The sequence below is a fragment of the Vagococcus hydrophili genome (assembly GCF_011304195.1).
Lineage (GTDB): Bacteria > Bacillota > Bacilli > Lactobacillales > Vagococcaceae > Vagococcus > Vagococcus hydrophili.
In genome coordinates, this window is sequence record NZ_CP049887.1 from 1831675 (window position 1) to 1845257 (window position 13583).

General features: G+C 35.2%; 13 protein-coding genes. 9 read left to right on the forward strand and 4 right to left on the reverse strand.

What is annotated here, in order from left to right; all coding sequences use genetic code 11:
• Positions 1-3 precede the first annotated feature (3 nt).
• Genes hemA through G7082_RS09185 form a run of 9 tightly spaced genes read left to right on the forward strand, consistent with a single transcriptional unit; the run spans position 4 to position 7843 of the window.
• Positions 4-1308, forward strand: coding sequence for a glutamyl-tRNA reductase (gene hemA / locus G7082_RS09145; RefSeq protein ID WP_166034794.1), 1305 nt, complete (start codon positions 4-6; stop codon positions 1306-1308).
• Entirely contained in the window at positions 1280-2257 is a 978-nt protein-coding gene (gene hemC, locus G7082_RS09150; RefSeq protein ID WP_238842635.1) for a hydroxymethylbilane synthase, read from the forward strand. The genes hemA and hemC overlap by 29 nt, the downstream gene beginning before the upstream one ends.
• Positions 2205-2939, forward strand: coding sequence for a uroporphyrinogen-III synthase (locus G7082_RS09155; RefSeq protein ID WP_166034796.1), 735 nt, complete (start codon positions 2205-2207; stop codon positions 2937-2939). The genes hemC and G7082_RS09155 overlap by 53 nt, the downstream gene beginning before the upstream one ends.
• Positions 2917-3894, forward strand: coding sequence for a porphobilinogen synthase (hemB, locus tag G7082_RS09160; RefSeq protein WP_166034797.1), 978 nt, complete (start codon positions 2917-2919; stop codon positions 3892-3894). The genes G7082_RS09155 and hemB overlap by 23 nt, the downstream gene beginning before the upstream one ends.
• Entirely contained in the window at positions 3895-5208 is a 1314-nt protein-coding gene (gene hemL / locus G7082_RS09165) for a glutamate-1-semialdehyde 2,1-aminomutase (protein WP_166034798.1), read from the forward strand.
• Entirely contained in the window at positions 5195-5929 is a 735-nt protein-coding gene (locus tag G7082_RS09170; RefSeq protein ID WP_166034799.1) for an AIR synthase related protein, read from the forward strand. Before hemL ends, G7082_RS09170 begins: the two co-directional genes overlap by 14 nt.
• Before the next feature lie 14 nt (positions 5930-5943).
• Positions 5944-6537: a bifunctional adenosylcobinamide kinase/adenosylcobinamide-phosphate guanylyltransferase gene (gene cobU / locus G7082_RS09175; RefSeq protein ID WP_166034800.1), complete on the forward strand. Its 594-nt coding sequence runs from the start codon at positions 5944-5946 to the stop codon at positions 6535-6537.
• Positions 6534-7292 (forward strand): adenosylcobinamide-GDP ribazoletransferase, encoded by a 759-nt coding sequence (gene cobS / locus G7082_RS09180; protein WP_166034801.1) that lies wholly within the window; start codon positions 6534-6536, stop codon positions 7290-7292. Before cobU ends, cobS begins: the two co-directional genes overlap by 4 nt.
• Positions 7289-7843, forward strand: a complete 555-nt coding sequence (locus G7082_RS09185) for a histidine phosphatase family protein (RefSeq protein WP_166034802.1) — start codon at positions 7289-7291, stop codon at positions 7841-7843. The genes cobS and G7082_RS09185 overlap by 4 nt, the downstream gene beginning before the upstream one ends.
• A gap of 11 nt (positions 7844-7854) precedes the next feature.
• Here G7082_RS09185 and G7082_RS09190 read toward each other — a convergent pair whose 3' ends face one another.
• From G7082_RS09190 to G7082_RS09205, 4 genes are all read right to left on the reverse strand, one after another.
• Positions 7855-8580, reverse strand: a complete 726-nt coding sequence (locus G7082_RS09190) for an aminotransferase class IV (protein WP_166034803.1) — start codon at positions 8578-8580, stop codon at positions 7855-7857.
• 15 nt (positions 8581-8595) lie between these two features.
• The gene (pabB, locus tag G7082_RS09195) at positions 8596-9954 is read right to left on the reverse strand and encodes an aminodeoxychorismate synthase component I (protein WP_166034804.1); all 1359 of its coding nucleotides are present in this window, start codon (positions 9952-9954) and stop codon (positions 8596-8598) included.
• Complete coding sequence (locus tag G7082_RS09200; RefSeq protein WP_166034805.1) at positions 9954-10541, reverse strand: anthranilate synthase component II; 588 nt, start codon at positions 10539-10541, stop codon at positions 9954-9956. The genes pabB and G7082_RS09200 overlap by 1 nt, the downstream gene beginning before the upstream one ends.
• 240 nt (positions 10542-10781) lie before the next feature.
• Positions 10782-13346 carry a collagen binding domain-containing protein gene (locus G7082_RS09205; RefSeq protein WP_166034806.1) on the reverse strand — a complete coding sequence of 855 codons (2565 nt, stop codon included), beginning with the start codon at positions 13344-13346 and terminating at the stop codon, positions 10782-10784.
• Positions 13347-13583 lie beyond the last annotated feature (237 nt).

Below are 13583 nucleotides of genomic sequence, written 5' to 3' on the forward strand. Positions count from 1 at the left end.
GTCATGCACCTTTTATATGTGGGACTCACCTATAAAAATACACCAGTTAGATTAAGAGAGAGAGCAACATTTTTAAATCAAGACATTAAATTAGCGAATCAGCAATTATTTAGAACGAAAAGTATTCTTGAAAATGTGATTATCTCGACTTGTAATCGAACGGAACTTTATGTAGTAGTGGATCAATTACACACAGGAAAATATTATACGAAACACTTTTTAGCAGATTTTTTTGATTTGCCAGTGGAAGAATTAGAAGCTCATTTAAGCTTTAAAGAAGACGATGAAGTCTTAGAACATATCTTTAGACTTGGTTGTGGACTAGACTCTGCTGTCTTAGGAGAAACTCAAATATTGGGGCAATTAAAGAAAAGTTTCTTAGAAGCACAAAAAGCAGAGACAACAGGAACTATTTTTAATAAACTATTTAATGAGGTCATTCATTTTGCAAAAAAAATGCACAGTACTTATAAGTTCAATGAAATATCCTCATCTCTTAGCCAATCAGCCCTACAAATTGCTAATGAGGAATATCAGGATTTATCAGATAAACATCTTTTTGTCATAGGTGCAGGTCAAATGAGTGAGTTAGTCATTAAGAACCTTAAAAATTTTGAGTTAGAGAAAGTAAGTGTTTTTAATCGAACCATTGAAAACGCAAAAAAATTAGGTCAACATACGACCTTTGAGATGAATTACTATCCATTAGAAGAGTTAACAGCTAATCTGAATCAGGCAGATATCCTGATTACGGCTGTTTCAAGTCAAGAACCATTAATGACTAAACAGATACTAGATGAAGTCAATTTAAATAAAAATCTGCTACTGTTTGATTTAGGGTTACCAAGAAATATTAATCCACATTGTCAGCTTGTTGAAAATGTGACACTCTACAATGTGGACAGTATTGGTGAAAGAATCAATCGGGGTGAAAAAAAACGCCAAGAATTAATGTTAGAAGTCGCAGAAGAAGTCAAACTAGCAGTAGCATCTTTCAAAGAATGGGAAAAACAATTAGGTATTATCCCCGTTATTACAGAACTTCGAATTAAAACCTTAGAAGCTGAAGAAAGTGCTCTAAAAAGTTTGCAAAGTAAGTTACCCGATTTATCTGAAAGAGAAGTAAAAATTATTAGAAAACACATGAAAAGTATTGTCAATCAATCACTTAGAACGCCCATTAGAGAAATTAAAGAATTATCTACTGAAGAAAATGCCCTGTATGATATTCAATTGTTTAAACGAATATTTGGGATTGAATTAAAAGAGGAGAATGACTGTGAAGCGAATTATTCGAGTAGGAACTAGGGGAAGCCAATTAGCAACCACTCAAACGAAACAAGCAATGGCTGAAATAACTGACAGATATCCAGACATTCAACTAGAATTAATTGAAATTGTCACAAAAGGGGACCGATTAAAAAATCATAGTCTAGCCACAATTGGTGGACAAGGAGCTTTTGTGAAAGAGATTGAGCATCAATTAATCGCAGGTGAGATTGATATTGCGGTTCATAGCTTAAAGGACTTACCAACGCTTATTCCAATTGAATTAACCATTGGATGTACATTGAAAAGAAAAAGTCCATATGACTGCTTAATTGTTAGAGACAGTGCTCATAATTTAGAAAGCTTACCTAAGGGTGCAAAAGTAGGAACAAGTAGTTTAAGAAGACAAGCCCAGTTACTAAAACTAAGACCTGATTTAGAAATACTCCCTTTAAGAGGAAATATTGATACACGAATCAAACGATTAGTTGAAGGGAACTATGACGCAATTATGTTGGCCCATGCAGGTATTCAGCGTCTAGCTGTAGCAGAAGAAGAAGTCTTCTTTAACGTCTTAACAAGTGATGAATGTTTACCAGCAATCGGACAAGGAGCTCTTGCTCTTGAGTGTCGTGAAGATGATCATGAATTATTAGAGATATTAAGAAGTATTGAAGATACAGATACAAGAAAAGCAGTGGAAGCTGAACGAGCTTTTCTTAGAACAATGGATGGCAGTTGTACGTTTCCAATTGGTGGATTTGCAAAAATCGAAGGCGAGACCATAGTTGTTGAAGGTATGATTTCAAATTATAACGGCGTTGAAATGCTGAGAGAAACTTGTCGGCATCAAGATCCAATTAAGGCAGGGCAAGAATTAGGTGAATCATTAATCAATCAAGGCGCTAATCGATTAATCAAGGAGTGTCAAACCTATGTTAAGAACAATCCTTTACACACGGGAAGACTCATGCCCGGCAACTATTAAAGAACAATTTCAACGATTAGGGACAACTCTCATAGAACTGCCCCTAATTAAAACAGAAGGCTTAGCTCATTGTTTACCAAAGACATTAATTGATTGGATTTTTTTTACCAGCTCCAATACAGTGAAATATTTGAATCAAGGCTTAGATTATTCGAAGCTCAAGGTAGCTTCTATTGGAAAAAAAACCAGTGAAGCTTTACGTCAAAAAGGTATTCAGATTGATTTTGAACCTAGTGAGGCAGTTGCTGAAATCATGATGTCAGAATGGTTAGAGCAACAAGAAGCGCCACAAGTTATCTTCTTACCAAACAGTGATTTGGCACGAAAAGTAATACCAGAAGCCGTAAAAAAGAGTCGTCATAAATTAATCGAAGAAAAAGTTTATCATACTTATTTTCCAGAAGAATCAAAACGTAAACTAATCAATCTGTTTAAAGAAAATAACGTCGATTCAGCAATGTTTGCTAGTCCTAGTGCATGGCGTCATTTTAAAGAAACTGCGGATGAGGAACAAATTGATATAAGTGCTTGGCAATTTTACTCTATTGGTCCGATTACAAGTCAAGCAATCGAACAATCGGGAGCAGTTGTAAAAAAAGAAAGTAAGGTTCATGACACGAAACATTTATATGAAGTCGTCTTAAAGGAGATTAAAGAAAATGGAAAAATTTATGCGTCATAGAAGATTAAGAAGAACAAATTATATGAGAGACATGGTGAGAGAAAATCATTTGATATTAGATGACTTAATTTATCCTATGTTTGTCATTGAAAAAGGTGAAACAAAAGAAATCAGCTCTATGCCAGGGATTTATCAATACACGTTAGCTGATTTCTCTAAAGAGCTAGATGAACTTAACGAATTAGGGATTAAAGCGATTCTTTTATTTGGTATTCCTGAATGTAAGGATGCTGTTGGAACGGGGGCTTATCATAATCATGGTATTGTTCAAGAAGCCATTCGAATCGCTAAAGATAAATACCCAGAGATGCTTGTTGTGGCAGATACTTGCCTTTGTGAGTACACAGATCATGGTCATTGTGGTGTGGTTGAAGATGGTTATGTTAAAAATGATGAGAGCTTAAATTTGTTAGTTCAAACAGCTGTCAGCCAAGCAAAAAGTGGAGCAGATATTATTGCGCCATCTAATGCCATGGATGGGTTTGTTTATGCGATTAGAAAAGGTTTAGACGAGGCTGGTTTTACGAATATTCCAATTATGTCTTATGCGGTGAAATATGCCTCAAGTTTCTACGGTCCTTTTAGAGAAGCCGCAGGAAGTGCCCCACAATTTGGTGACCGTAAAACGTATCAAATGGATCCAGCGAATGGCCGAGAAGCAATGCGTGAGCTTGAAAGCGATATAGCAGAAGGCGCTGATATGTTTATCATCAAGCCAAGTATGTCATTTCTTGATGTGGTAAAAGAAGCCAGAGGAAAAACAGATGCACCGATTATTTGTTACAATGTAAGTGGCGAGTATTCAATGGTCAAAGCAGCCAGCCTAAATGGTTGGATTGATGAAGAACGTGTAGTAAATGAAATGCTCATCTCAATGAAGAGAGCCGGAGCAGATATGATTATGACGTATTTTGCCAAAGATATTGCTAAAAGAATGAAAGAAGTTGAAAAATAAATGAGACAAACAACGAAATCAGAGACAGCATTTATTAAGTCAAAAGAAGTTTTCCCAGGAGGCGTTAACAGTCCTGTTAGAGCGTTTGGTTCTGTAGGTGGAACCCCTTTATTCATAGATCACGCAAAAGGTGCGCATATTTATGATGTTGATGGGAATGAATATGTGGATTATGTTTTATCTTGGGGTCCTATGATTTTAGGACATGCCCAAGAGCAAGTCCTAAAAAAAGTGATGGAGACAGCCCAAAAAGGAACTAGTTTTGGTGCACCTTCACCTTTAGAAACAGAATTAGCCACATGGGTTAAAAAAAGAGTGCCATCGATTGAAACCATGAGAATGGTTAATTCAGGTACGGAAGCTACAATGAGTGCGATTCGTTTAGCAAGAGGTTACACAAAAAGAGAAAAATTTATTAAATTTAATGGATGCTATCATGGGCATAGTGATTCGTTTTTAGTTAACGCTGGCTCAGGTGTGGCGACATTTGAACTAGAAGATTCACCAGGTGTTCCTAAAGAGTTAATCAAAGCTACTTTAAGTTTGGATTATAATGATTTAGAAGCAGTCGAAGAAGCGTTTAAACGCTACCCAGAAGAGATTGCGGCTGTTATCATTGAACCAATTGCAGGGAATATGGGACTGATTCCAGCAGAGCCAGAATTTCTTAAAGGTATAAGCAGATTAACGAAAGAATATGGTGCTTTGTTTATTTTTGATGAAGTCATGACGGGATTTAGATGCGATTATGATTCGGCACAAGGGCTTTATGATATTGATCCAGACTTAACAACCTTAGGTAAAGTGGTTGGTGGTGGCTTGCCAGCTGCGGTTTTTGGTGGTAAGAAAAAATATATGGACCATATTGCTCCAGTTGGTGCTGTCTATCAAGCAGGCACGCTTTCAGGTAATCCTTTAGCAATGGCAGCAGGGATTGCAACTTTAGAACAGTTAACCAAAAAAGATTACGAAGAGATGAATCAAAAAGTAATGCGTCTAACAAGTGGTATCAAAGAAAGCGCTGAAAAGCATGGTCTGCCAATTCAAGTTTCGGCTAGAGGAACGATGTGGGGCTTCTTCTTTAATGAAAGTCCTGTGGTTGATTTTAAAACATCTAAAAATAGTGATCAACATTTCTTTGGACACTTCCATAAAGAGATGTTAAATCAAGGTGTGTACTTGTCACCCTCTCAATTTGAAACAAACTTTATGTCCACAGCTCATAGTGATGAAGACATTGAAAAAACCATTCAAGCTTTCAATACAACATTCGATGTGTTAGCAAAAAAAGGGATCGTCTATGAAGGTAAGTAATTATCGAGATTTAACCATTATGAATGTGACACCTGATTTACAACTAATGGTGGCCTGTGACAGTAGTGCTAGTATTGGACATAAAGAACATGACACCGTTCATATTGATCCAGAAATAGTGGCTGCCTGTTGTTTGAGAGTCCCATTATTTGAATTAATTTGTGTGGGAGCTAAACCAAATTTAGTTGTTGATATGATTGGTAACGAGTACGAATCAACAGGTAAAAAGATGCTTTCAGGCATTCATTCAGAACTTAAAAAAGCGGGATTAGAAGATATTCCTCTAAATGGAAGTACAGAAGAAAATATGATCTCAACCATGTCTAGTTTAGGAATTACTGTAATAGGAGAGCATTCAGGCAAATTTATACAACCAGTAATTTCTAAAAATGACTACTTATTTCAATTAGGTGAGCCTTTTGTGGGGAACGAAGTCATTGCTAATTTAGATCATTTGTGTGACTATCAAGACTTGTATCAGTTAAAAGCTGATGAGAGCGTCGTAGATATGTTACCAGTTGGTTCAAAAGGCATTGCTTATGAAGGGCACGTTTTAGCTACAGATAATAATTTAAAGATTGAATTTTACCAACCAGATGCTACTGATTTGAAAAAATCAGCTGGACCATCAACTGTGGTCTTAGTAGTTGTTTCAGCAGAAAAAAAATTCGAATTTAGTTTAAATCAGACTAATTTATTGGAAATTGGTCAGTTTAAATAGGAGAGAAAAGAACTATGGGGAAAATTATTTTAGTCATTGGTGGCGCAAGAAGTGGTAAATCATCTTTTGCAGAAGCCAAGTTACGAGATAAAGATTCAGTGTGCTATTTGGCAACTAGTGTGGTTGATCCAATGGACACTGAAATGATTGATCGAGTGAAGAAACATCAAAAGCAACGCCCGAATATTTGGCATACAGAAGAAAGATACCAAAATATCGGGGGCTTTCTTTCTGAGAATAAAGAGTATGACGGTTACTTACTGGATTGTGCCACAACCTTATCTATGAACTATTTTTACGGCATGATGATAGAGAAGTACGGAAAAAACTACGAGTTAATCGATGACAAAATTGCTCATTTTACAGAAGAAGAAAAAGATGAGGTCGAAGCGCAAATTACAAAGGAATGGCAAACTATTTTAGAAGCAGCCAAAGAGCTCAAAGGGGATATTTACATTGTAGCTAATGAAGTTGGATTGGGCATTGTTCCTGAAAACTCATTTACAAGATGGTTTCGAGATGTTTATGGTCGCGTGAATCAATTGCTAGGCAAGGAAGCCGACCAAGTGTATCTAGTGGTAGCTGGAATACCGGTGACGATTAAATGATAAAAAGTTTGATTTTATACTTCCAATTTTTTACGCAAATTCCAATTCCAATCGGTGTGGATAATCCAACTGAAAAAATGTGTACAGGTGTTAAATATTTTTCTTTTTTTGGTTTTCTTGTGGGAATTATTGAATCCCTTGTCTTTTTTATGAGTGCACAAGTCATGAGTTTAAGTATCTCTTGGCTTGTTGTTCTCTTTGTTGATGTGGTTTTAACAGGTGGATTTCACTTAGATGCAGTGGCTGATATGGCAGATGGCTTATTTTCTTCTCGAAAAAAAGAGCGAATGTTAGAAATCATGAAAGACAGCCGAGTGGGTAGCAATGGTGTGTTAATTCTTATCTTTTATTATTTAATTTCCTTTGTCACCTTCTTTGAAATCTCGCCAACTTTAGATATTAAAACAGGTATTTATTTGGTGATAGCCTTTAATTTAATTGGAAAAATGGGGATTTCTCTTTTGTTTTACAAAATGAAATATTCTGGAAGCAATCCAAATGGGTTGGGGACTGTTTTTGTGGGCGTGAAATTAATGGATGTTGTGATTGCACAGATTTTCGGTCTGATTGTTCTTTACTTAATGTTTGGTTACCGTGGATTAGTGAGCTGGCTAGTGGGTTCTCTTTTTGTTTTAGTTTATAAAAGATTCGTCTACAAAAAAATTGACGGCTTAAATGGTGATACATTAGGCGCAGCGTCTCCTTTAAGTCAGATTGTGTTCATGCTTCTTGTGAGCTGGATGCTAAAAGGATGACGCGAAAAATATACTTGATCCGCCACGGGGAAACGGATTTAAATAAAAAAAAATGTTTTTATGGCAGTCTGGATGTTTCAATTAATGACACTGGTAAACAACAAGCCCAAAAATTAAAAGTAGATTTTAAGGAAATAAATGTGGCGACTATTTTTGTGAGTGACATGAAAAGAGCGAAGGAAACAGCAGAAATTATTTTTCCAAAGCAAACTAAAATAGTAAAAGCCAATTTATCAGAAAAAGGTTTTGGAAAGTGGGAAGGATTGAATGCTAACCAAATTGAGGCAAGCTATCCTAAAGAATGGCAAAAGTGGCTAGATGAACCTTTTGACTATACACCACCTGAAGCTGAAAAGTTTAAAGAATTTCGAAAAAGAGTCTTAAGGGTATATCGAGAAATTATTCAAACAACGACAGGTGATATAGCAATTGTCTGTCACTTAGGCGTGATTCGAACAATTGTCAGTGAAGTGAAACAGCTTGATTTTTGGTCTATTCATTTAGCACAAGACGCTTGGTTAGAGCTAGAAATAGAAAACAATCTAAAGTAACCCTAAAAAGGCTATTTTAGATTGTTTTTTGTCATGTTCAGATAATCTTTTAATAAAAAATCACAGATTGTACGTTCTTTGAAAATAAGGTTATCAAGAGAAACGACGGGCATAATCCCTAAAACAGCATTGGTAACAAAACATTCATCCATAGAAGCTAAATCATCAATGGAAATATCGATTTCTTCAATGTCATAGTTTTCCAAAAGATACTCTCTTAAGGTGCCTGGTAGTACGCCATTTTCAAGTCGTGGCGTGATGATTTTTTTGTCTCTAACAAAGAAAATATTAGACGTGCTGCATTCGCTAATTTGGTTTTTTGTATTCATAAAAACAACCTCATTAAAACCTTCTGATTTAGCCAACTCATTTTCTAAAATATTCTCAGCATAATTTAAGGTTTTATGATAAGTCAAAGGAGATGTTTCGTTTCGTTTAACCTCAGAAATCTTCAACTTGAAACCTTGTTGGTACATATCAGCAGTATATGGATTGTCTCGGATTGAAAAAATTTTATTTTCTTCAGAGATGGCAATTTTCAAAACAAAAGAAACACTCGTTTGTTGGCTAATGAATTCGGTTATTTCTACTTCAGTTAGTGTTTGACTAATTTTCAAGTAAGCTAACGAGTGATTGATTCGTTTGAGATGTTTATCAAGAAGGACAGGTTGTTTTTGATCAACATAAATCGTCTCAAAAGCACCGATTCCAAAATAAAAACCTTTATCTAGTTTCATTCAAAAGCTCCTTTCTTAATTTTTGAAGCTTTCAATAATCGCTTTGGCTTTTTGATTGGTTTCTTCAAACTCGTCAATTGGATCAGATTCATAGGTTAAACCACCACCAACACCGAGATGAAAGCAACCGTCTTTAGCAACTGCTGTTCGAATCACAATATTAAAATCGCAGTTCCCATCTAATGAAAAATAGCCAATAGAACCAGTATATAAACCACGGCGACTTTTTTCCAATTCATCAATGATTTCCATAGCTCTAAATTTAGGATTACCTGTAATTGAGCCGCCTGGAGAAGCAGAAAGAATCGCATCCACACTAGAAATTTCCTTTTTAAGTGTTCCCGTCACATCAGCTACTAAATGAAATACAGTGGCGTAAGGTTCGATTGAAAAAAGGTTAGGCACCTTTACAGAACCTGCTTGGCAAATTTTGTTCAGGTCATTTCGCTCTAAATCAACGACCATTAACAACTCACTTTTTTCTTTTTCAGAATTGGCTAAATCTTGCCGTAATAACTCGTCCTCTTCAGGTGTTTGTCCCCGTTTTCTAGTTCCTTTAATCGGACGCGTCGTAATTTCACGATTCTCAATCTTCATGAAACGCTCAGGAGATGAAGAAACAATTTGAAACTCGGGATAATTGAGATACCCTCCAAATGGAGAGGGGTTAATCCTTCTTAATTTTCTGAATAAATCGAAAGGTGTGATATCGCTTTTAATTTGAAGTTGGCGCGTTAAATTCATCACGTAAATATCGCCTTCGTAAATATAATTAACAACCTTTTCAATGGCTGAAATATAGGCATCCTTAGCCATATTCGTTGTGATAACTGGCTGAGATAAATTTTGATTGGCTGGTACGTAATTCTCAGAATTAGTTGTTAAAATTATTTGTTCTAGTGCTTCTAATCTGTCATTAGTAGAGGATAATTTACCATTGCAAACAATTGCTAACTGCTTTTTATGATGATCTTCAATAATAAACGTATCATAGAAACAAAAAATAGCATCATTCATGCCAATCTCATCTTTATGCCGGGTTGGTACACCCATTATTTTTCGACCGTAGTCATAAGAATAAAATCCTAAAGCTCCTTTAGTGATAGGTAACCCTGCTACTGTAGGCGTAAAGTCATTAATAAGTTGCTCATTTAGAATCTCTTCCACCGTTTGATTAACCACTTCATGGTTTAGTTTGACGGAGTTTTCAGAGCTTTCAATAATCAGGTAAGGATCAATGCCGATAATTGAAAAATGACCTAACTCATTGACTAGAGAAGAATCTAAAAAGGCAGCATAATCATCTTCTTTGAATAAATTAAAAATAGTAGAAATACTTGGATAGTCTTGATAATACTTTATTTGTGTACTCATTAAAGATGCTCTCCTTTGCAATAAGAAATAAAGTTCTGGATCACTTCACTACCATATTCGGTTAATAGAGCTTCTGGATGGTACTGAACGCCAAAAATTGGTTTTGTTTTATGAGCAACTCCCATAATAACCCCATCAGAGCTTGTGGCAGTCACCTCTAAACAATCAGGTAGAGTCTCTAGTAAAATTTCCAAGGAATGATAACGAGTCACATTAAAAGTTTCTGGAATTTTAGCAAACATGTTGTGGTTAGTGTGAGTGACTTGAAAAATCTTTCCATGTTGCGGTCTGTTTCCTTTTGCAACTGTTCCCCCGTAGTAATGACCAATCACTTGATGCCCCAAACAAACACCTAAAATAGGTAGAACGCCTTGATAAGTATTTAAAACCTCAATCGATTCTAAAGCATCTTCGGGACGTTTTGGACCAGGAGAGAGAATTAATCCTTTGATAGAATCTTGCTTCTCTTTAATAAATTGTAAATCTAAATCGTCAATCCGCACCACTTTAATGTCTTCACCTAAAGCTTCAAAGTAAGCGGCTAAATTATAAACAAATGAATCGTAGTTATCAATTAAAAGAAACATAAAATCTCCTTTTTGGTTCATTATTCTAATTACTTTAATTCAAATATACCTGTAAAAAATAGGGAGTTCAAGCTGAAAAATAAAAAATTTTAAAGAGTAAAAATTGTTTTAATAGATAACCTTTGATGAATCACTTATACTGAAAATAAGTCATCAAAAAAAGAGAATGAAACTGATAATTGCCAGTTTCATTCTCTTTTTTTATTTCTTCCAGTTGCTTGGAGCTAAACGCCTTTTTCATCACGCTGATTTTCTAATACGAATCATAACTAAACCAGTAAAAGAAGTCATTACTGTACCTACAATAACAAGGAATAAGTTATTTTTTTCCCCAGTTTTAGGTAAGGTTCTTTGAGTCGTTGTTGGTAATGTCAGTGCTTGATTTGATTTTGGTGCTTCATTATCAAATGAACTCTTAACAGCAGGTACGTCTTTCAAAGGTTCTTTGACTTTAGGTGTTATTTCTAAAGTAATTTCTTTTTTAGGTTCTTCTGGTTTAGTAGGTGATTCTTTGATTTCTTTTTTAGGTTCAACTACTTTAATTTCAGGAGTTGTTGTTGTTACTTCTTTTGGTGTCACAACTTCTTCTTTATCAATAGTAACAGTTGGAACTTCAGGAGTAATCACTTCAATTTCTTCAATTTTTTCAGATTCATCGACGAAATTAACTTCAGATGTATCTGGTTTAACTTCAATCTTAGGTTGAGTGGTAGTGATTTCTTTTGAATCAACTAACTCATTTTTCTCAACGTCCGTTTTAGGTGTTTCCGGTTTAACGGTCTCGATATCAGTGATCGATTCTTCATCAAAAGAGTTTTCTGTTTCATCGACTTTAATTTCAGGTTGAGTCGGTTTAACGTCTTTAGGATCAGTTACCTCATTTTTCTCAACATCCGTTTTAGGCGTTTCTGGTTTAATGGTCTCGATATCAGTGATAGACTCTTCATCAAAAGAGTTTTCTGTTTCATCGACTTTAATTTCAGGTTGAGTAGGCTTCACGTCTTTAGGATCAGTTACCTCATTTTTCTCAACATCTGTTTTAGGAGTTTCTGGTTTAACAGTCTCGATATCAGTGATCGATTCTTCATCAAAAGAGTTTTCCGTTTCATCGACTTTAATCACAGGTTGAGTAGGCTTCACGTCTTTAGGATCAGTTACCTCATCTTTCTCAACGTCTGTTTTAGGAGTTTCTGGTTTAATGGTCTCGATATCAGTGATCGATTCTTCTTCAAAAGAGTTTTCTGTTTTATCGACTTTAATTTCAGGTTGAGTAGGCTTCACGTCTTTAGGATCAGTTACCTCATTTTTCTCAACATCTGTTTTAGGAGTTTCTGGTTTAACAGTCTCGATATCAGTGATCGATTCTTCATCAAAAGAGTTTTCCGTTTCATCGACTTTAATCACAGGTTGAGTAGGCTTCACGTCTTTAGGATCAGTTACCTCATCTTTCTCAACGTCCGTTTTAGGTGTTTCTGGTTTAACTGTTTCAATATCAGTGATCGATTCTTCTTCAAAAGAAGTTTCTGTTTCATCGACTTTAATTTCAGGTTGAGTAGGCTTCACGTCTTTAGGATCAGTTACCTCATTTTTCTCAACGTCCGTTTTAGGAATTTCTGGTTTAATGGTCTCGATATCAGTGATCGATTCTTCATCAAAAGAGTTTTCCGTTTCATCAACTTTAATCACAGGTTGAGTAAGCTTCACGTCTTTAGGATCAGTTACCTCATTTTTCTCAACATCTGTTTTAGGTATTTCCGGTTTGATTTTTGGTGAATCAATTGGGTCAACTGTTTCAATGGGTTGCTTAATTTCTTGCTCTTTCACAGGCTCATGAGTCTCTAAGTTTCCAGAGGCTTCACCATCAGAAAAAAGATTAGTTACGTTATAACTACTTGTTTCTAGTAGCGGTTTTCCTCCCCATAGTTGGTAAGTGATATCGCAACTATTATCAAAAGCTTTTAAACGATTATTTGTAATGAGTGTTTCATAGCTAAAACTAAAAGAAGCAAGTCTTACGCACTCACGGCGAATGTGGATAATCATTTTGTTATCAGAAGAAATAGTGATTGTTCCGTAACCTTTCTTCTCAAATTCAGCAGCAGTTATTTGAGTTCTACCCAAGTAATTATCAACCGTCACATTAATATTATTTTTATCAAATTTTTGACCAGGACCATGCGTATCAGTTAAAGAAACATCTGATGCCATTTCCAATTTGTTCATGTTAACATTTAAAAACCAACGAACCGCATTTTTACTCCCGTTCATATCTCCAGATTTCCAGAAGAATGGGTATTTACTTGGTCCCGTGTTGGTATTACTGTTTCCTTTAATTGTAATAGATTGAGTATTAACTGTCGTTCCTAGATTTGTATGAATCACAGAATCTTTGGTACGGTCTGTTCGTGTGGCAGTCAAACCAAAATTAAATGTTCCAGTGACGTGATTTAATTTTTTAACTTTGTCATTGAATGTGGCAACTACGCGGTCAGAATAAACAAGGGCTTCACCCAAGTCGCTTAATTGTATTTTTCGAGGAGAGCCATCAGACTCAGTCATACCTTTTAATTCAGGAGGTAAACTTAAAGTAATGGTGTCACCTGGTTTAACATCTAGGTTATTCTTTTCACTAAAACTAACTCGAACAGAAGATGATTGTCCTTGTTGTAAATTAGTGTTCGTAAAACTAATCGAATCTATAAAATCTGTACTGCTTAGTTCTTGTGCTGAGACAACAGAGTGACCGGCTAAACCACCTATTGTAACTGTTAGAACCATAAAAAATAATTTAACAAAATGTTTCATTAATGTAGCTCCTCTTCCCTTTTACTTTGTGAATCTGATAATGATAGTATCAAATAAAGGTTCTTTTTTAGAAATTAGTTGCTTAAAGTTTAATTGTACTTTTATTCTATTTTAATCTTACTTTAATGTGAAACGTTTTCTAAAAAGGTTTTAATTAACGAGTTTTTGTTATTAAATTGATGTTAAATTGATATGAATAGAGAATAAAAATCGTTACTTTTGTTATTTTATATAAAA

Excerpts from the sequence above, each read along its gene's own strand:
- hemA (WP_166034794.1), top strand. The coding sequence starts at position 4 with ATGCACCTTTTATATGTGGGACTCACCTATAAAAATACACCAGTTAGA.
- G7082_RS09155 (WP_166034796.1), top strand. The coding sequence starts at position 2,205 with ATGTTAAGAACAATCCTTTACACACGGGAAGACTCATGCCCGGCAACT.
- hemB (WP_166034797.1), top strand. The coding sequence starts at position 2,917 with ATGGAAAAATTTATGCGTCATAGAAGATTAAGAAGAACAAATTATATG.
- hemL (WP_166034798.1), top strand. The coding sequence starts at position 3,895 with ATGAGACAAACAACGAAATCAGAGACAGCATTTATTAAGTCAAAAGAA.
- G7082_RS09170 (WP_166034799.1), top strand. The coding sequence starts at position 5,195 with ATGAAGGTAAGTAATTATCGAGATTTAACCATTATGAATGTGACACCT.
- cobU (WP_166034800.1), top strand. The coding sequence starts at position 5,944 with ATGGGGAAAATTATTTTAGTCATTGGTGGCGCAAGAAGTGGTAAATCA.
- cobS (WP_166034801.1), top strand. The coding sequence starts at position 6,534 with ATGATAAAAAGTTTGATTTTATACTTCCAATTTTTTACGCAAATTCCA.
- G7082_RS09185 (WP_166034802.1), top strand. The coding sequence starts at position 7,289 with ATGACGCGAAAAATATACTTGATCCGCCACGGGGAAACGGATTTAAAT.
- G7082_RS09190 (WP_166034803.1), bottom strand. The coding sequence starts at position 8,580 with ATGAAACTAGATAAAGGTTTTTATTTTGGAATCGGTGCTTTTGAGACG.
- pabB (WP_166034804.1), bottom strand. The coding sequence starts at position 9,954 with ATGAGTACACAAATAAAGTATTATCAAGACTATCCAAGTATTTCTACT.
- G7082_RS09200 (WP_166034805.1), bottom strand. The coding sequence starts at position 10,541 with ATGTTTCTTTTAATTGATAACTACGATTCATTTGTTTATAATTTAGCC.
- G7082_RS09205 (WP_166034806.1), bottom strand. The coding sequence starts at position 13,346 with ATGAAACATTTTGTTAAATTATTTTTTATGGTTCTAACAGTTACAATA.